The organism is Pseudomonas sp. Leaf129, assembly GCF_001423465.1.
Taxonomy (GTDB): Bacteria; Pseudomonadota; Gammaproteobacteria; order Pseudomonadales; family Pseudomonadaceae; genus Aquipseudomonas; species Aquipseudomonas coleopterorum.
The window spans coordinates 356147-374713 of the sequence record NZ_LMOC01000008.1; the positions used below are offsets into that span (position 1 = coordinate 356147).

Below are 18567 nucleotides of genomic sequence, written 5' to 3' on the forward strand. Positions count from 1 at the left end.
TCGCGCCCAGGCAAAAAAGAATCAAACAGCCGGACGCGGAGCTGCCGGCGCGCGGTGGTAGGCCAGCCAGATCAACCCCAGGCCGCCCAGGATCATCGGCAGACACAGCACCTGCCCCATCGTCAGCCAGCCCCACGCCAGGTAGCCCAACTGCGCATCGGGCACGCGGACGAACTCGACGATGAAGCGGAAGATGCCGTAGAACAGGGCGAACATGCCCGATACGGCCATGGTCGGCCGCGGCTTGCGCGAGAACAGCCAGAGGATGACGAACAGCGCGACGCCTTCCAACGCAAACTGGTAGAGCTGCGAAGGGTGACGGGGCAACTGCGCCGGATCGCTGAAAGGCGGGAAGATCATGGCCCAGGGCACGTCGGTGGGTTTGCCCCACAGCTCGGCGTTGATGAAGTTGCCGATGCGCCCGGCGCCCAGACCGATCGGCACCAGCGGAGCGATGAAGTCCATCAGCTGGAAGAACGACTTGTTGTTCTTCTTGCCGAACCACCACGTGGCCAGCATCACGCCCAGCAGCCCGCCGTGGAACGACATGCCGCCCTTCCACACCTCGAATATCAAGGTGGGGTTGGCGATGTATTGCTCCAAGTCGTAGAACAGCACGTAGCCGAGGCGGCCGCCGAGGATCACCCCCATTGCGCACCAGAACACCAGGTCCGAGAGTTTTTCCTTGGTCCAGGTCGGGTCGAACCCGTTGAGCCGGCGCGAGGCCAGCAACCAGGCGCCACCAATGCCCACCAGGTACATCAAGCCGTACCAGTGGATTTTCAGCGGTCCGATGGCCAGTGCCACCGGGTCGATCTGCGGGTAAGGCAGCATTGCAATTCCTCAGCTAAGCAAAAAACTCATGCCGACGCCGAAGGGCAGCGCGGCGAACAGGTGTTTGAGCACCTTGAACGATAATCTGTGCGCCCGGCGCGCAGCGTATCTGGCGAAACCAGACGGTGATGGCGATGCATGCCAAGGCGGGCGCATGGGCGAATTCGGAACTATACGCTGGGCCAGAGCACCGTGCAGGCACCGGGCGGTAGGTACATCGCAATTTCATGATTGCGCCCGCAAACCGTTCGGCATGGTACCGGAACCGGGGCCTGACGCTCCACCTTGCAGCGATGGATAGACCGACAGCGGATCGGTAGAGTGAAGCCAAACTGCAAGGATTTCCACGAATGTGCCTGATCGTTTTCACCTGGCAGCCCGGCCAAGCCCAACCCCTGGTACTGGCAGGCAACCGTGACGAATTCCACGCCCGACCCACGGCGCCGTTGTCCCAGTGGCGGGAGTCTTGCGGGGTGTACGCCGGTCGGGACCTGGAGGCAGGCGGTAGCTGGCTGGGGATCGGGCCGAACGGGCGTATCGCCGCGCTGACCAATATCCGTCGTCCCGGTCAGCCACCGGCGCGGCGCTCCCGTGGTGATCTGGTGGCGGGTTTTCTAACCGGTGAACTGTCGATCGAGGCTTATCTGCAGGCCGTCACGGATCGCCTGGACCAATACGCCGGATTCAATCTGCTGCTCGGTGATGGTCAGCGCCTGTGCTACCTGCACTCCGCTGCAGGCACGCCGCAGTACCTGCAGGCAGGCACCTACGGGCTGTCCAATGCCAGCCTCGACACCCCATGGCCCAAGCTGGTGAAAGCCCGTCACGGGCTGGAGGTCGCTGGTAGCCAGCCTGACGCATTACTGGCAATGCTGGCCGATGCCGACCAGGCACCGGAACATGCGCTACCCGATACGGGCGTGGGCCTGGCCACCGAGCGGCTGCTGTCGAGCGTGTTCATCACCGGCGCCAGTTACGGAACGCGGGCCAGCACGGTGGTTATCGTTGACGCCGAGGGTCATCGGGAAATGATCGAGCGCAGCTTCGGCCCGCTGGGCAGTGTGCTGGGTGAGGTTCATCTGCAGGGGGTCTAGCGAGCGCTAGACCGAGCGCCCGATGCGCTTGCCCTGGCGTTTGCCGATGTCGCGAGCCTGGCCATCGCGCTGCTTGCCGGTGCGCGCATCGCTGATCAGGCCGGGAATCAACGCGCCTTCAGGCAGATTTTTCCAGAAGCGGGTGGGCAAGTGGCCCTGCATGACCTTGGGGTTCAAGCGCGCCGGGTTGAAGATGTGGCTGTAATAGGTCAGCCACAGCTCGCCCTGGGGGTCATGGGCCTGCTGCGCCAGTTGCTGCCACTCCAATGGGCATCGCCGTTCGTGGATCAGCTGGGTGCCATCGTAATAGACACCGTCCTGAGGCGTCGCTATCAGCCAGCGACTGCGCCCCATGCGCCCGATGAAATGCTCGCTGGCCAAGGCCAGGATGTCGTGCGCTGGTTCGTGCCAAGCCACGTACTCAGGACCGGGTGGACCTTCGGTCGCGACCGGCATCTCGACGAAGCGCAGAAAGGCATGCAGATGATGGCTCTCGCGCCGAACGTGCTTGATACGCCGGTGCAGCTCACTGCCCAGGCGATCGCCGGCCAGCATGGCCGTGCGGTCGCCATGGCTGACGCGCCAGAGCACTTCGTACAACAGGCTCCAGCGTTGCTCGCCACGGTACTGCGCGGCGCCTTGCAGCAGCTCGATGAGGGCCACGGGAATGCGCGCCTGGAAAGGACCGATTTCCTCCGGATAATGCTCGTCCGTGGCAAACAGGTCCGCTACGGTGTTCCAGCCCACATGACTCGGATCGATCTGATGGCTGAGCAGCCAGCGCGCCTGCTGCCGCCAGGTGGCGAACAGGTCGTCGCAGTCCAGACATATCATCCCCAGAGCCCCAATTGCTGGGGCTGGGGGCGATCACGCAGTTGGTCGCGCAGCAGCAAAGTAGAGATTTCTGCCTGCTGTGGGTGGTAGTCGCTGGTGATGAAGAACGGCTTGGCCTTGGCCAGTACGCAACGCAGGCGGGTCAGGTCTTCATAGCGGATTCGCCGCTGCCGACGCAGCTCCACCAGGCGCTTGGTGGTACGCAGGCCAATGCCGGGAATGCGGGCAATGAGCGCAGGTTCCGCACGGTTCAGATCCAATGGGAAGACGCTTCGGTTTTCCAGCGCCCAGGCCAGCTTGGGGTCAATGTCCAGCGCCAGGTCGCCCGGGCCGGAGAGCAACTCGTCCGCCTTGTAGCCATAGCTGCGCAACAGGAAGTCGGCCTGGTAGAGGCGGTGCTCGCGCATCAGCGGCGGTGCTGCCAGCGGCACGCTCTTGGGGCTGTTGGGGATGGGACTGAACGCCGAATAGTAGACCCGTTTCAGGCCGTAGTTGCCGTACAGGGATTCAGCGCTGTGCAGGATGGTGCTGTCGTCGGTCTGGTCGGCACCGACGATCATCTGCGTGCTTTGCCCGGCCGGCGTGAAGCGTGGCGCGCGCGGTTCGTTGAGCACGGTCTGCTGGCCCGTGTAGATGGTGCTCATGGCTTTCTTGATCGATTTCACATCCTTTTCCGGCGCCAGGGTCTGCAGGCTGGCATCGGTGGGCAGCTCGATGTTCACGCTCAGACGATCGGCGTAGCGACCCGCCTCTTCGATGAGTGCCGGGTCGGCTTCGGGAATGGTCTTGAGGTGGATGTAGCCGCGGAACTGATGTTCCTCGCGCAGCAGGCGCGCCACGCGGATCAGCTGTTCCATGGTGTAGTCGGCCGAGCGGATGATGCCGGAGCTCAGGAACAAGCCGCTGATGCAGTTGCGCCGATAGAAGTCCACGGTCAGGCGCACCACTTCCTCAGGCGTGAAACGCGCCCGTGGCACGTCGCTGGAACGGCGGTTGACGCAGTACTGGCAGTCGAACAGGCAGAAATTGGTCAGCAGTATCTTGAGCAGCGATACACAGCGACCATCCGGCGTGTAGCTGTGGCAAATGCCCATGCCGTTGGTCGAACCCAGCCCGCCCTTGCCTTCGGAGCTGCGCTTGGGCGCACCGCTGCTGGCGCACGAGGCATCGTACTTGGCGGCGTCGGCGAGGATGCTGAGCTTATCGATCAATTGCATGAAATTTCCCGATACTGTTTTTATGTACAGTACAGAAACACAGGCACTTCATCAACGCCGCCGGTCGGCCAGAAGCCAGGCCACACGCGGCCTGGAACGGGACAAGCGCTACATGGGCCGGGTTCAGTCGATGGTTTCGAACTGATCCTTGATGTAGCGGATTTCGGTGCGCCCATGGGGTGCCGGCAGGCCGTCTTCGCCCAGGTTGACGAACACCAGCTTGTCCACGGTGAGAATGCTCTTGCGCGTGATCTTGTTGCGCACCTCGCAGGTCAGCGTGATGGAGGTCCGCCCGAATTCAGTGGCGGTGATGCCCAGTTCGATGATGTCGCCCTGGCGCGAGGCGCTGACGAAGTTGATCTCGGAGATGTACTTGGTCACCACCCGCTGGTTGCCCAATTGCACGATGGCATAGATCGCCGCTTCTTCATCGATCCAGCGCAGCAGGCTGCCACCGAACAGGGTGCCGTTGGGGTTGAGGTCTTCAGGTTTTACCCATTTGCGCGTATGAAAATTCATGCTGGCTCCTCTGCTCTTCACCTAAGTGTGTCGAATCATGGCAGACCACAGCGCCCGCCTCCATTGAGCTTTACCTATGAATACCATTATCCATCCGGCGGTAATCGTCAGAAATACTTTGGAAGCTGGCCACACCTCTATATAATCGCCAGCGATTCACTCAACGGCCTTCTTCATTTCCCGGCCGTTCCCGCCACCCGTCCGAGGGGCGCTGCAGCAGGTTCGACCTGTCAGGCTCGGATGGGGCGTTGTCCCTACAGGTCTTGCCTGGGGACGCCAAACGCATACAACGGCGCCCATTCGAACCTACGAATGGAGGCTCTTAATGAGCGCTGTACTTACGCCTGCTGGTTTTTCCGATTTCAAAGTCGCCGACATCTCCCTGGCTGCCTGGGGCCGTCGCGAAACCATCATTGCCGAGTCGGAAATGCCCGCGCTGATGGGCCTGCGCCGCAAATACGCCGGCCAGCTGCCGCTGCAGGGCGCGAAGATCCTGGGCTGCATCCACATGACCATCCAGACTGCCGTGCTGATCGAAACCCTGGTCGCCCTGGGTGCCGAAGTTCGCTGGTCCTCGTGCAACATCTTCTCCACCCAGGATCAGGCCGCCGCCGCCATCGCCGCCGCCGGTATCCCGGTGTTCGCCTGGAAAGGTGAAACCGAAGAAGAATACGAGTGGTGCATCGAGCAGACCATCCTCAAGGATGGCCAGCCATGGGATGCCAACATGATCCTGGACGACGGCGGCGACCTGACCGAAATCCTGCACAAGAAATACCCGGCCATGCTGGACAAGATCCACGGCGTGACCGAAGAAACCACCACCGGCGTGCACCGCCTGCTGGACATGCTGGCCAAGGGCGAGCTGAAGATCCCGGCCATCAACGTCAACGACTCGGTGACCAAGAGCAAGAACGACAACAAGTACGGTTGCCGTCACAGCCTCAACGACGCCATCAAGCGCGGCACCGACCACCTGTTGTCGGGCAAGCAGGCGCTGGTGATCGGCTACGGTGACGTGGGCAAGGGTTCGGCTCAGTCGCTGCGTCAGGAAGGCATGATCGTCAAGATCTCCGAAGTCGACCCGATCTGCGCGATGCAGGCCTGCATGGACGGCTTCGAGCTGGTCTCGCCGTTCATCGACGGCATCAACGACGGCACCGAAGCAAGCATCGACAAGGCGCTGCTGGGCAAGATCGACCTGATCGTCACCACCACCGGTAACGTCAACGTCTGCGATGCCAACATGCTCAAGGCGCTGAAGAAGCGTGCCGTGGTCTGCAACATCGGCCACTTCGACAACGAAATCGACACCGCTTTCATGCGCAAGAACTGGGCATGGGAAGAAGTGAAGCCACAGGTCCACAAGATCCACCGTACCGGTGCCGGTAGCTTCGACGCGCAGAACGACGACTACCTGATCCTGCTGGCCGAAGGCCGTCTGGTGAACCTGGGCAACGCCACCGGCCACCCAAGCCGCATCATGGACGGTTCGTTCGCCAACCAGGTGCTGGCGCAGATCTTCCTGTTCGAGCAGAAGTACGCCGACCTGGACGCCGACGGCAAGGCTGCCCGCCTGACCGTCGAAGTGCTGCCGAAGAAACTGGACGAAGAAGTGGCCCTGGAAATGGTCCGCGGCTTCGGCGGCGTGGTCACTCAACTGACCCAGCAGCAGGCCGACTACATCGGCGTGACCGTCGAAGGTCCGTTCAAGCCAGAAGCCTACCGCTACTAAGCGTTCAGGCTCTTGATACGGCGGGCCAGTCAACGCTGGCCCGCTCGATGGGTTTACCGAGAAACTGCCATGTCTCACGATCGTCCCTTAAGCTTCGAGTTCTTTCCCACCAAGACCGATGCCGGGCATGAAAAGCTGATGGGCGTCGCCCGCCAGTTGGCTGCCTACAAACCCGATTTCTTTTCCTGCACCTACGGCGCCGGCGGTTCGACCCGCGACCGTACCCTGAACACCGTTCTGCAGCTGGAAAGCGAAGTCAACGTTCCCGCCGCTCCGCACCTTTCGTGCGTGGGCGACAGTAAACAAGACCTGCGCGGTCTGCTCGACCAGTACCGGTCGGCCGGCATCAAGCGCATCGTCGCGCTACGCGGCGACCTGCCATCGGGTATGGGCATGTCCAGCGGCGAGCTGCGCCATGCCAATGACCTGGTCGAGTTCATTCGTGCCGAAACCGGCGATCACTTCCACATCGAAGTGGCGGCCTACCCCGAGATGCACCCGCAGGCACGCAACTTCGAAGATGACCTGGTCAACTTCGCGCGCAAGGCCAACGCCGGCGCGAGCAGTGCGATCACCCAGTACTTCTTCAACGCTGACAGCTACTTCTACTTCGTCGAGCGCGTGCAGAAGCTGGGCGTGAACATTCCAATCGTGCCGGGCATCATGCCGATCACCAACTACAGCAAGCTGGCGCGCTTCTCCGATGCCTGCGGCGCGGAAATCCCGCGCTGGGTGCGCAAGCAGCTGGAAGCCTATGGCGATGACGTGAAAAGCATCCAGGCGTTCGGCGAGGAAGTGATCACGCAGATGTGCGAGCGGTTGTTGCAGGGCGGTGCCCCCGGCCTGCATTTCTATACCCTGAACCAGGCAGAACCCAGCCTGGCGGTATGGAACAATCTGAAACTGGGCCGCTGAGTCCTCTCGCATAGCCTCAAGGCCCTGGCATTCTGCCGGGGCCTTTTTGTATCGATCAGTCGCAATAGAATCAGGTCAGTGGTGCCTGAAGCCCGGCATAGACCTTTTCAAGCGCGGCAAGGCGTCGTAATCTCCGGCCCATGGTTGCCATCCTCCGCTCGTTGCCCTCTGCGCTTCTCCTTTGCTGGTGCCTGCAGGCCCATGGCGAAACGCTGCGCATCGTTACCGATTCCTGGGCGCCTTATGCCTTTGAAGAGAACGGCACCGCGCAAGGGATCGACTATGACATCACGGCGCTGATCTTCGAACGCCTGGGCATCCAGGTGCAGTGGCAGTTCCTGCCATGGAAGCGCTGCCTGGCCATGCTCGATCAAGGCCAGGCGGATGGAATCCTCGACATCTTTCAGACCAACGAACGCGATGCCAGCCTGTTCTACGCCAAGGAACCGTTGTCGGAAGTGGAATGGGTGTTCTACCAGGCCAACGATCGACCGCACCTGGTGCACAGCATGGCCGACCTCGACGGGCTGACCGTGGGCATCACCGCCGGCTACGACTACGGCGACGCATTCGAACAGGCGCCCGGTGTCGTTCGCGAGAGCGGGCCCAGCCAGGAAGCCAACTTCGGCAAGCTGGCCAAGGCGCGCATCGACCTGTTGATCACCGACCGCCGCGTTGGTGAGTACACCGTCAAGCGGTTGGGCCTGCAACAGCGGGTCAGTCCCCTGCCCATGGAGATCGGTAACAATCCGCAGTTTCTGGCGGTGCGCCGAGGTGCCGGAATGGATCTGCTGGTGCAGCGCTTCGCCGCCGAACTGCGCCGGTTCAAGCAGGAGCCGGCCTATGCACAATTGCTGGCTCGCTATGCCGTCGAGCCAATGAGTGGTAAAACGATACCTTCCGCTGCGCCGCAGACACTGCAGCCATCGCCCGCAGGCACCGCTGGGCAGCGTGAAAGCAGCGCAATGTGATTGCTCTGTTATACTCGGCCCTTGTGCCAGGCTTACGTCCGGCCGCTCGGCCTTGCCAAGGCCTCTCGAAGCACCTGCCAGCTGGGCCTGAGCCCGCGCACCGCTTCGTGAAGCGCACTTTGCAACCCCAGCAGGACCGGACGCGACAGTGTCACCCCACACCCGTCGCGCCAGGCAAGATTATCCCTCGGGCATAAGCCCCTACTAGAACAGGATTACTCATGTCCTTTGCTTCCCTCGGTCTCTCCGAGGCTCTAGTCCGCGCCATCGAGGCAGCGGGCTACACCCAGCCCACCCCGGTGCAACAGCGGGCCATTCCCGCCGTGTTGCAAGGCCGCGACCTGATGGTCGCCGCTCAGACAGGTACAGGTAAGACCGGCGGCTTCGCCCTTCCGATTCTGGAGCGGCTGTTCCCAGGTGGTCACCCGGACAAATCCCAACGTCACGGCCCGCGCCAACCGCGCGTACTGGTCCTGACCCCCACTCGCGAACTGGCTGCCCAGGTTCACGACAGCTTCAAGCTCTACGCCCGCGACCTCAAGTTCGTCAGCGCCTGCATCTTCGGCGGCGTCGGCATGAACCCGCAGGTACAGGCCATGTCCCGCGGCGTCGACGTGCTGGTGGCCTGCCCCGGCCGTCTGCTCGACCTGTGTGGCCAAGGCAGCGTCGATCTGTCCCACGTTGAAATCCTCGTGCTCGACGAAGCCGACCGCATGCTCGACATGGGCTTCGTGCACGACGTCAAGAAGGTCCTTGCGCGCCTGCCGTCCAAGCGTCAGAACCTGTTGTTCTCGGCGACGTTCTCCAAGGACATCACCGACCTGGCCGGCAAGCTGCTGCACAACCCCGAGCGCATCGAAGTCACGCCGCCCAACACCACGGTCGAGCGTATCGAGCAGCGCGTCTATCGCCTGGCCTCCAGCCACAAGCGTTCGCTGCTGGCGCATCTGATCACTCAGGGCGCGTGGGAGCAGGTGCTGGTGTTCACCCGTACCAAGCACGGTGCCAACCGCCTCGCCGAGTACCTGGAGAAGCACGGTCTGAGCGCCGTGGCGATCCACGGCAACAAGAGCCAGAACGCGCGCACCAAGGCCCTGGCCGACTTCAAGGCCGGCTCCGTACGCATCATGGTCGCCACTGATATCGCCGCGCGTGGCTTGGACATTGACCAGCTGCCGCACGTGGTCAACTTCGAGCTGCCCAACGTCGACGAAGACTACGTGCACCGTATCGGCCGTACCGGCCGTGCCGGTCGTAGTGGCGAGGCGATCTCGCTGGTCGCGCCAGACGAGGAGAAGCTGCTCAAGAGCATCGAGCGCATGACCAAGCAGAAGATCCCGGACGGTGATCTGATGGGGTTCGATGCCAGCACCGTGGAAGCGGAAAAACCCGAGGTGCGCGAGCGTCCTCAGGCCAACAATGCCCGCGGTGCTCGCGCACCTCGCGGCGATGGCACCAGCAACGCCAGCAGCGGTCGCAAGGACAAAGGGAAGGACAAAGGCAAGGAAAAGCCCGCCGGGGCGCGTTCTGAACGCCAACCCCGTGACCAGAAGCCACGTCAGCCACAGGCTGCACGCGCGGCCGTAGAACCGGCGGTTTCCGCCAACCGTGCGCCGGACGAATTCCTCGATGACGAAGTGGACAACTTCGGCAACCGTGCGGATTACGTCAGCCCCTATCAGGGCAAGAACCAAGGGCGCGGTCGTCGTCCTGCCGGTTCTGCACCGGCCGGTGGTACTGCTCCAGCAGCAGCGCCTCGCCAGGGTCGCCCTGCCGGTGGCGCACCGCGCAACGGTGGCGGCGCACGTTCGGCCGGCACTGGCGACAACGCCGGCGCCAAGCGCGGTCCGCGCAGCAACGGTGGTGGCGCTCGTGACGGCCAGCCACGTCGCGACAGCAACCCGCGCAACCGTCGCCCGGCACGCGACGAGCAGCCACGCCAGGAACCGGCGGTGAGCAACTCGCGCAACCCGAGCCAACCGGTGATCGTGCACAAGGAATCGAAGATCGATCGTTTCCCGACTGCCGAGCAACTGGAGCAATTGCCAAGCCGCCCGCGGGGTGAAAAACCTGCACTGCTGACGCGCAATCGCGAAGGCTGAGCATGAGGTAGGCAGGCTCGCTGCCCTGTGGGAGCGGGCTCTGCCCGCGAAGGTTTCACCACGGCTCCCATGCCGGATACAAAAAAACGCCGCAGCCCTCACAGGCTGCGGCGTTTTTTCATGTCAGCGAATCACTTACTTCGCTTTCACACCTTCGAAGGTGAAGTACAGCTCGACGGTGTCCGACTGTGGCCCCAGGTCCATGGACTTGGGTGCGAAGTCCTTGCGGTTGATCGAAGTGGTGCCTTCGAAGCCGGCACGGTAGCCGCCCCATGGATCCTTGCCTTCACCCAGGAAGGTGGCCTTGATCACGACGGGCTTGGTCACGCCGTGCAGGGTCAAGTCACCGGTCACGTCAGCAGTGGTCTTGCCATCGGCGCTCTTGCCGGTCGGCTTGACGCTGGTGGACTTGAAGGTGGCTTCCGGGAAGTTGGCCACGTCCAGGAAGTCCTTGCTGCTGATGTGCTTGTCACGCTCGGCGTGGTTGGTGAACACGCTGGCAGTTTTGAGGGTCACGTCGATCTTGGCGTCTTCGGGCTTGGCGGCATCGAAGCTGAACTTGCCGTCGAAGTCCTTGAAGGTACCGGTGATGAAGCTGTAGCCCAGGTGGCTGATCTTGAAGTCGACGAAAGCGTGCTGGCCTTCCTTGTCGATGGTGTAGTCAGCGGCCATGGCCTGGCCTGCGGTGAACAGGGCAGTGCCAATGGCGAGTGCAGCGAGGGTTTTTTTCAACATGGGGAGTATTCCTCTTGAAGTTTGATAGGTACGGCAGTCAAGCTTTGCGACCCAGCATACGGATGAGGGTTGCATCACGATCGATGAAGTGGTGTTTCAATGCAGCCAAGCCGTGCAGTACGGCGAATATCACCAGTACCCACGCCAGGTAGAAATGCACGGTACCGGCGGTTTCCGCCTGATTGGGCAGGCCGCTGACCAGCGCCGGTATTTCGAACAGCCCGAAAACCGGAATGCCTACCCCGTCTGCGGTCGAGATCAGGTAGCCGGCGCTCATCACCAGGAACAGGTCCGCATAGAGGAACAGGTGCCCCAGATGAGCCGCCGTGCGGGTCAGCTTGCCCTGGTTGGGTGTGGGCGGCGGGGGTGGGCTGATGAAGCGCCAGACCACGCGCACGAGCATGAAGAAGAACAGCACCAGGCCGATGCTCTTGTGCAGGTCAGGGCCGGCCTTGCGCCATGGGTCGTAGTAACCCAGGCCCACCATCCACAACCCGAGAGCGAAAAGCCCGAATACGGTCAGCGCGACGCCCCAGTGCAGGACGATGCTGACCCAGCCATAGCGTGAAGTGGAATTACGTAGTTGCATGTGCCTGGACCTTGTAAGAACTGCGCTCAAGATGACTGACTTATCTATCGGATTAAAGCGGAAAATCTCGCTTTGAAATATCGATAAAGTTGATTAAGACAGTATTAAGCGGACTGCTCTGACGCCAGGAACGCGGTTTTATACGCGTAAAGGCGCCGCCGACCCGTGAAAAGGCCGACGGCTGCGGTGCGAAACCTACGGCTGCACCGTAGGTTTGGTTACTTCTACCTTGTTTTTGGATTCAACCGGTTTTTTCGCTTCAGCCGGCTTCTTGACCACAGGCTTCTTGGTTTCGGCCTTCTTGGGCTCCGGTTTTTTCGTTTCCACCTTCTTCACCGGCGCAGCTTTCTTCGCAGGCTCTGCCTTGACCGGTGCGGGCGCGGGCACGACGGCGGGCACCGGAACAGGTGCAGGCGTGGGCGCTGGAACGGGAGCAGGTGCAGCCGCCGGTACTGGCGCAGGTGCAGGCTCGACGGGCTTGGCCGCTGGCGTGTCGCTGCCGCCGAACCACTTGGAGAAGAACCCAGGCTTGCTCTCGGCAGCCTTGACCGGTGCTGCCGCAGGCGGGGCGACCTTGACCGGTTCGAAAGACTTGCCTGCCGCCAGATCAACCACTTGGCCGGCAGCACGCTGACCGCTGCGCAGTGCGCCTTCCAGCGTGCCGGGGTACAGCGAGTCGGTGTGTTCACCCGCGAAGGCGATGCGCTGCTGCGGCTTCTCCCAGACTTTCCAGAACTTGCTGATCTGCCCCGGTCCGTAGGCCAGGTAGGCACCGCCATACGAAGGATCGGTGCTGTAGCGACGGATCTCGTAGCCGGTGTAGGCACCGCGCGCCTGTGGATAGAACGCGTGCAGGCGAATCAACACCTGGTCGACCATCTGCTTGTCGCCAAAGGCCTGCAGCAGGCGGGCGTTGTCACCGGACAGGTTGATCACCACATTGGCGCCACCCTTCAAGGCGGGCTCGATCCACAACATGCCGAGCCCGGTGTTGCTGTAGATCTCGCCGGACATCCGCGCCTTGCTGTCCCACACCGGCGTCTTGAATTTGAGCAGCAGTTGGTCACGCCAGCCATAGTTGGTGCCCTTGATTGCCGCCAGCTGGCGGTTGTCCAGTGCAGGGGTGAAGGCGATCTTGCCCAATGCGCGCAGAGGGACGGCCAGGACCACGTAGCTGGCCTGGTAGCCCACGGCGCCCACTTTGACGGTCACGCCGTCCTTGTCCTGGCTGATGGCCGACACCGGTGAATCGGTCTTGATGGTCTTGATCTGTTTGACGAACGCCTGAGCCAGCACCGGGCTGCCACCGATCAGGCGCGAGGCGCGCAGATCACGGTCGTCGATATCCTGATAGACCCGGTTCTGCTGGGCGAAATACAGCAGCGACAGACGCGACGGTTCGTCGTAGCGCGTACGAATCTTCTGGTTGATCAGCTGCCGCGCGGTGGCGGGCAGTTGCAGGCGATCCAGCCAGTTGGACACGTTGATCTGGTCCAGGGCGAACAGGGTGCTGGTCGCGCCGGGGTTTTCCGGATCCTTGACCGAGCGGGCGAGGTCATCCAGGGTTTTCTCGTAGCGCTTGAGCGCTTCTGCGGTGGCTGGCTGCTTGGTGGCCAGGTCGGCGGCGGTGAAGTATTCGCCGTCGATGAGGTAGCCAGGGTTGCGGACGAATTCCGGTGCCGGCTGAGTGGCCAGCTTGAAGGTGTTCACGTAACCATTGAGCACCGGCTGGATCTTGCTGCCGCCGATCCATTCGCTGGTGGCCAGGCCCGAGCGGCCGCCCAGGCTGGGTCGTGCTTCCAGCAAGGTCACTTGCCAGCCTTTGGCCTGCAGCTCGTAGGCGGCTGTCAGCCCCGCCAGACCGCCGCCGACGACGATCGCCGTCTGTGCCTTGTCATTGCCCAACGCCTGCGCGCTGAACAGCCCTACTACTATCAGCGCCCAGGCGCGCAACCAACCAGCAGACATGCAGAGAACTCCGGCAGAGCAAGCGAAATGGCCGGATCGAGCCCCGGCAGTGGCAAATTGCCGCGCAGCATACGCCAGCGGCATAGTGCCCGCCAGTGTCGCCATCGAGCATGTTTGGGTTGTTAGCCGAGGCCTCATTGCATAGGCTTGCGCGACTGTTTGCCAAGCGTGTTGCCGCGGGAGAGAAAGATGGGACTCAACGATCAGTGGATGAAACGAGACCTCGAGGTTTTGTGGCACCCCTGCACCCAGATGAAAGACCACGAGCGGCTGCCGCTGATCCCGATCAAACGCGGCGAAGGCGTGTGGCTGGAGGACTTCGAGGGCAAGCGTTACCTGGACGCGGTCAGCTCCTGGTGGGTCAATGTCTTCGGGCATGCCAATCCGCGCATCAATCAGCGCATCAAGGATCAGGTCGATCAGCTGGAGCACGTGATCCTGGCCGGTTTCAGCCATCAGCCGGTGATCGAGCTGTCGGAGCGTCTGGTCAAGATGACGCCCGAAGGGCTGACCCGTTGCTTCTATGCCGATAACGGTTCTTCATGCATCGAAGTCGCGCTGAAGATGAGCTTTCACTACTGGGTCAACCGTGGTCAACCGAACAAGAAGCGCTTCGTGACCCTGACCAACAGCTACCACGGCGAAACCATCGCCGCGATGTCGGTCGGTGACGTGCCGTTGTTCACCGAGACCTACAAAGCGCTGCTGCTCGATACCCTGAAAGTCCCCAGCCCTGACTGCTACCTGCGGCCCGAAGGGATGAGCTGGGAAGAGCACTCGCGCACCCTCTTCCAGGCCATGGAGCAGACTCTGGCCGAACACCATGAAAGCGTGGCCGCGGTGATCATCGAGCCGTTGATTCAGGGCGCGGGGGGCATGCGCATGTATCACCCGGTGTACCTCAAGCTGTTGCGCGAAGCGTGCGACCGCTACGGCGTACACCTGATCCACGACGAGATCGCCGTGGGCTTCGGTCGCACCGGGACGATGTTCGCCTGCGAGCAGGCCGGCATCCGTCCTGATTTCCTGTGCCTGTCCAAGGCGCTGACCGGTGGCTACCTGCCGCTGGCGGCCTGCGTGACCACCGACGACGTCTACAGCGCCTTCTACGACGATTACCCGACACTGCGCGCCTTCCTGCATTCGCACAGCTACACCGGCAACCCGTTGGCCTGTGCTGCGGCTCTGGCCACGCTGGACATCTTCGAGCAGGACAATGTCATCGAGAACAACCGCGCCCTGGCCCAGCGCATGGCCACTGCGACCGCGCACCTGGCCGACCATGCCCACGTGGCCGAGGTGCGTCAGACCGGCATGGTCCTGGCCATCGAAATGGTCCAGGACAAGGCCAGCAAGACAGCCTACCCCTGGCAGGAGCGACGCGGACTCAAGGTGTTCAACCACGCCCTGGAACGTGGAGCGTTACTGCGGCCGCTGGGCAGCGTGGTGTATTTCCTGCCGCCCTATGTGATCACGCCGGAGCAGATCGACTTCCTGGCCGAGGTGGCCAGCGAGGGGATCGATATCGCCACGCGCAGCAGCGTGAGCGTGCAGGTGGCTGAAGATTTCCATCCTGGGTTTCGCGATCCGGGTTGAGTAGGACGTCGCCTGTACCAGCGTTTTCGCGGCCACCGGCCGCTCCTACAGGGGCACACGATGCAACCGTAGGAGCGGCCAGTGGCCGCGAAGAGGCCAGAATAAACACCACAAAATCACCAGAGACACCCCCATGCGACTGTCCCGCTTTTTCATCGACGCCCCCCTGAGTCTGGGCGAACACGAACTCCCCGAAGCCCAGGCCCACTACATCGGCCGCGTGCTGCGCATGGCCACCGGCGACAAGGTCCAGCTGTTCGACGGCAGCGGTCAGGAATTCCTGGGCACCTTGCTGGAAGTGGGCAAGAAACGCGTCAGCGTCACCCTCGACGAACAGTTCACCGGCCAACCCGACTCGCCGCTGGCCATCCATCTGGGCCAGGGCTTGTCCCGTGGCGAGCGAATGGATTGGGCCATCCAGAAGGCTACTGAATTGGGCGTGAGCGAAATCACACCGCTGGTGAGCGAACGCTGCGAGGTCCGCCTAAAGGACGAACGCGCCGACAAGCGCCTGGCCCATTGGCGACAGGTGGCCATCAGCGCCTGCGAGCAATGTGGTCGCTCCAGCGTGCCGGTCATTCATTCGCCGCAGGTGTTGGCCGACTGGGTTGCCGCGAGCAACGCCGAGCTCAAGCTGGTGCTGCACCCTGTCGCAGAGCCGCTGCTCAGCCACGCCAAGCCTGCCAGCCTGGCGTTCCTGATCGGGCCCGAAGGGGGCCTCAGCGATGCCGAAGTCGAGCAGGCCAAGGCCGGCGGCTTTCACGCTGCCCGCCTCGGCCCCCGCGTGCTGCGCACCGAAACCGCGCCGGTGGTCGCCCTGGCGGTGGCCCAGCAGCTGTGGGGGGATTTCTAGGCTTCAGAGAACGTAGAAAAAGATCGCGATGAAGTGCAGCACGCTGCCCGCGATCACGAACAGGTGCCAGATACCGTGGGCGTGGCGCAGACGCTTGTCCAGCGCGAAGAAGATGATGCCCACGGTGTACAGCACACCGCCTGCAGCCAGCAAGGCGAACCCAGCTGGCCCGAGCAGGTGCAGCAGCGGCTGGACCGCGACCAGCACGATCCAGCCCATCACCGCGTAGATGACGATGGACAGCACGCGGGCCTCGGAGCGAGGCTTGATCTCCTGCAGCATGCCCAGCACCGCCAGCCCCCAGACCACGCCGAACAGGCTCCAGCCCCAGGGCCCGCGCAGGGTCACCAGACAGAACGGCGTATAGCTGCCGGCGATCAGCAGGTAGATCGACAAGTGATCGAGCTTCTGCATGATCGCTTTGCGGCGCCCGCGCACGCTGTGGTAGATCGTGGACACGCTGTAGAGCACAATCAGCGTGGCGCCGTAGATGCACACGCTGATGATCTTCCAGGGGTCACCTTCAAACGCCGCCAGAAGCAGCAGCCAGACAGCACCGACCGCCGCCAGCACGGCGCCCACCAGATGGGTCCAGGCGTTCATTCGTTCGCCATGGTACATACACAACTCCTTGCTCCCCGTAGCAGCGGCGTAAGCCGCGTCAGGCCTACCGCGGCGCCCGCCGACGCGGCTTGCGCCGCTGCTACGGGGGTTGCGGTGACTCAGAATGCGGTTACAGACACTGCGATTTCCTGTAGCAGCGGCGCGAGCCGCGTCGGCGGGCACCGCGGTGGAATTGGCGCAACGCGGTGACGTCTGACGCAGCTTGCGCCGCTGCTACGGGGGTTGCGGCGACTCAGAATGCGGTTACAGGCACTGCGATTTCCTGTAGCAGCGGCGCGAGCCGCGTCGGCGGGCACTGCGGTGAGGCCTGGAAGAACGCGGTGAGGCCTGACGCGGCTCGCGCCGCTGCTACAGCCGCTGCTACAGGGTCAGCGTACGACGATGCCTTGCTTGGCCATGAAGGCCTTGGCTTCGGGTACGGTGTATTCGCCGAAGTGGAAGATACTGGCGGCCAGCACCGCGCTAGCGCCGCCCTGGATCACGCCATCGGCCAGGTGCTGCAGGTTGCCCACCCCACCGGAGGCGATCACCGGGATGCCCAGCGCATCGCTGATGGCGCGGGTCACGCCCAGGTCGAAGCCATTCTTCATGCCGTCCTGATCCATGCTGGTCAGCAGGATCTCACCCGCACCCAGGCCTTCCATCTTCTGCGCCCATTGCACGGCGTCCAGCCCGGTCGGTTTGCGACCACCGTGGGTGAAGATTTCCCAACGCGGCTCTTCGCCCGGCCCGGAAACCTTCTTCGCGTCGATGGCCACCACGATGCACTGCGAGCCAAAGCGCGAGGCCGCTTCGCCGACGAACTCGGGGTTGAACACCGCCGCCGTGTTGATCGAGACCTTGTCGGCACCGGCATTGAGCAGGTTGCGGATGTCCGCCACCGTGCGCACGCCGCCGCCTACGGTCAGCGGGATGAACACCTGGCTGGCCATGCGCTCCACGGTGTGCAACGTGGTGTCACGGCCGTCGACACTGGCGGTGATGTCGAGAAAGGTGATCTCGTCGGCGCCCTGCTCGTCGTAGCGCCGGGCGATCTCGACCGGGTCACCGGCGTCGCGGATGTTCTCGAACTTGACGCCCTTGACCACGCGGCCGTTGTCCACGTCCAGGCAAGGGATGATGCGTTTGGCCAGGGCCATGGGGGTTCTCCGATCGGATTGGGAGCGAGGTGTCTGCGGACGCGGCTTGCGCCGCTGCTACAGGGAGCCGGGGCGCGGGCCGCGTTTAGCCATTACGCGTTGTACGAATCGCAAAAAGCCTGGGCCTCGGCGACGTCCAGGGTGCCTTCGTAGATGGCCCGGCCGGTGATGGCGCCGATGATGCCCGGGGCCTTGGCGTCCAGCAGGGCACGGATGTCGCCCAGATTGTGGATACCGCCGGAGGCGATCACCGGGATCCTGGTCGCGGCCGCCAGGGCAGCGGTGAAGGGCACGTTGCAGCCCTGCATCATGCCGTCCTTGGCGATGTCGGTGTAGACGATCGCCGACACGCCATCGGCCTCGAAGCGCTTGGCCAGGTCGATGACCTGCACCGTACTCACTTCCGCCCAGCCGTCGGTGGCGACGAAGCCGTCCTTGGCGTCCAGGCCGACGATGACCTTGCCGGGGAACGCACGGCAGGCCTCGGCGACGAACTCGGGCTGCTTGACCGCCTTGGTACCGATGATCACGTAGCTGACGCCGGCCTTGACGTAGTGCTCGATGGTTTCCAGCGAGCGGATGCCGCCGCCGATCTGGATCGGCAGGTGCGGGTAGCGCTTGGCGATCGCGGTGACCACCTCGCCATTCACTGGCTGGCCTTCGAAGGCACCGTTGAGGTCGACCAGGTGCAGGCGACGGCAGCCGCCTTCGACCCACTTGGCCGCCATGCTCACCGGATCGTCCGAGAACACCGTGGAATCTTCCATGCGGCCCTGGCGCAGGCGCACGCAGGCACCGTCTTTAAGATCGATAGCGGGGATAATCAGCATCTGCAAAAACCT

The 18567-nt window shown here is 63.0% G+C and carries 17 protein-coding genes and 1 riboswitch; of the genes, 7 read left to right on the forward strand and 10 right to left on the reverse strand.

The genetic code is table 11. The features are described from left to right. Window positions 1–21 precede the first annotated feature (21 nt). Window positions 22–834 (reverse strand): prolipoprotein diacylglyceryl transferase, encoded by an 813-nt coding sequence (gene lgt / locus ASF66_RS15665; RefSeq protein ID WP_049861663.1) that lies wholly within the window; start codon window positions 832–834, stop codon window positions 22–24. Window positions 835–1184: 350 nt separating this feature from the next. Between lgt and ASF66_RS15670 the strand changes: the two genes are divergently transcribed. Continuing rightward, window positions 1185–1928 carry an NRDE family protein gene (locus tag ASF66_RS15670; RefSeq protein ID WP_056844489.1) on the forward strand — a complete coding sequence of 248 codons (744 nt, stop codon included), beginning with the start codon at window positions 1185–1187 and terminating at the stop codon, window positions 1926–1928. A gap of 6 nt (window positions 1929–1934) precedes the next feature. Here ASF66_RS15670 and ASF66_RS15675 read toward each other — a convergent pair whose 3' ends face one another. The 3 genes from ASF66_RS15675 to ASF66_RS15685 all read right to left on the reverse strand — a co-directional run bounded on the left by ASF66_RS15675 (window position 1935) and on the right by ASF66_RS15685 (window position 4498). Beyond that, on the reverse strand, window positions 1935–2762 hold the full coding sequence (locus ASF66_RS15675) for a TIGR03915 family putative DNA repair protein (protein WP_056844490.1): 828 nt from the start codon (window positions 2760–2762) through the stop codon (window positions 1935–1937). After that, entirely contained in the window at window positions 2759–3979 is a 1221-nt protein-coding gene (locus ASF66_RS15680; protein WP_056844491.1) for a putative DNA modification/repair radical SAM protein, read from the reverse strand. The genes ASF66_RS15675 and ASF66_RS15680 overlap by 4 nt, the downstream gene beginning before the upstream one ends. 123 nt (window positions 3980–4102) lie before the next feature. Beyond that, window positions 4103–4498: an acyl-CoA thioesterase gene (locus tag ASF66_RS15685; protein ID WP_043191602.1), complete on the reverse strand. Its 396-nt coding sequence runs from the start codon at window positions 4496–4498 to the stop codon at window positions 4103–4105. A 197-nt stretch (window positions 4499–4695) separates the two neighbouring features. Beyond that, window positions 4696–4803, forward strand: a riboswitch (S-adenosyl-L-homocysteine riboswitch). 20 nt (window positions 4804–4823) lie between these two features. Between ASF66_RS15685 and ahcY the strand changes: the two genes are divergently transcribed. The 4 genes from ahcY (at window position 4824) to ASF66_RS15705 (ending at window position 10221) form a co-directional block, all read left to right on the forward strand. After that, entirely contained in the window at window positions 4824–6233 is a 1410-nt protein-coding gene (ahcY, locus tag ASF66_RS15690) for an adenosylhomocysteinase (RefSeq protein WP_049861659.1), read from the forward strand. Between the two features lie 69 nt (window positions 6234–6302). Further along, complete coding sequence (gene metF, locus ASF66_RS15695) at window positions 6303–7148, forward strand: methylenetetrahydrofolate reductase [NAD(P)H] (RefSeq protein ID WP_056844492.1); 846 nt, start codon at window positions 6303–6305, stop codon at window positions 7146–7148. Window positions 7149–7288: 140 nt separating this feature from the next. Continuing rightward, window positions 7289–8119 carry a substrate-binding periplasmic protein gene (locus ASF66_RS15700; RefSeq protein WP_056844493.1) on the forward strand — a complete coding sequence of 277 codons (831 nt, stop codon included), beginning with the start codon at window positions 7289–7291 and terminating at the stop codon, window positions 8117–8119. A 221-nt stretch (window positions 8120–8340) separates the two neighbouring features. Continuing rightward, window positions 8341–10221, forward strand: a complete 1881-nt coding sequence (locus tag ASF66_RS15705; protein ID WP_049861656.1) for a DEAD/DEAH box helicase — start codon at window positions 8341–8343, stop codon at window positions 10219–10221. Between the two features lie 135 nt (window positions 10222–10356). On the opposite strand, the gene ASF66_RS15710 is transcribed toward ASF66_RS15705, so the two are convergent. The 3 genes from ASF66_RS15710 to ASF66_RS15720 all read right to left on the reverse strand — a co-directional run bounded on the left by ASF66_RS15710 (window position 10357) and on the right by ASF66_RS15720 (window position 13513). Next, on the reverse strand, window positions 10357–10956 hold the full coding sequence (locus ASF66_RS15710; RefSeq protein ID WP_049861655.1) for a YceI family protein: 600 nt from the start codon (window positions 10954–10956) through the stop codon (window positions 10357–10359). A 37-nt stretch (window positions 10957–10993) separates the two neighbouring features. Continuing rightward, complete coding sequence (locus ASF66_RS15715; RefSeq protein WP_049861654.1) at window positions 10994–11545, reverse strand: cytochrome b; 552 nt, start codon at window positions 11543–11545, stop codon at window positions 10994–10996. A gap of 195 nt (window positions 11546–11740) precedes the next feature. Then, window positions 11741–13513, reverse strand: coding sequence for a flavin monoamine oxidase family protein (locus tag ASF66_RS15720; RefSeq protein ID WP_056844494.1), 1773 nt, complete (start codon window positions 13511–13513; stop codon window positions 11741–11743). A gap of 189 nt (window positions 13514–13702) precedes the next feature. Between ASF66_RS15720 and ASF66_RS15725 the strand changes: the two genes are divergently transcribed. Next, entirely contained in the window at window positions 13703–15109 is a 1407-nt protein-coding gene (locus tag ASF66_RS15725) for an adenosylmethionine--8-amino-7-oxononanoate transaminase (protein WP_056844495.1), read from the forward strand. Between the two features lie 133 nt (window positions 15110–15242). Further along, on the forward strand, window positions 15243–15962 hold the full coding sequence (locus ASF66_RS15730) for a 16S rRNA (uracil(1498)-N(3))-methyltransferase (protein ID WP_056844496.1): 720 nt from the start codon (window positions 15243–15245) through the stop codon (window positions 15960–15962). Window positions 15963–15965: 3 nt separating this feature from the next. On the opposite strand, the gene trhA is transcribed toward ASF66_RS15730, so the two are convergent. From trhA to hisA, 3 genes are all read right to left on the reverse strand, one after another. Next, entirely contained in the window at window positions 15966–16583 is a 618-nt protein-coding gene (trhA, locus tag ASF66_RS15735; RefSeq protein ID WP_056844497.1) for a PAQR family membrane homeostasis protein TrhA, read from the reverse strand. Between the two features lie 371 nt (window positions 16584–16954). Beyond that, entirely contained in the window at window positions 16955–17725 is a 771-nt protein-coding gene (gene hisF, locus ASF66_RS15740) for an imidazole glycerol phosphate synthase subunit HisF (RefSeq protein WP_043191638.1), read from the reverse strand. A gap of 92 nt (window positions 17726–17817) precedes the next feature. Then, window positions 17818–18555 (reverse strand): 1-(5-phosphoribosyl)-5-[(5-phosphoribosylamino)methylideneamino]imidazole-4-carboxamide isomerase, encoded by a 738-nt coding sequence (gene hisA / locus ASF66_RS15745; RefSeq protein WP_049861649.1) that lies wholly within the window; start codon window positions 18553–18555, stop codon window positions 17818–17820. Between the last annotated feature and the right edge of the window lie 12 nt (window positions 18556–18567).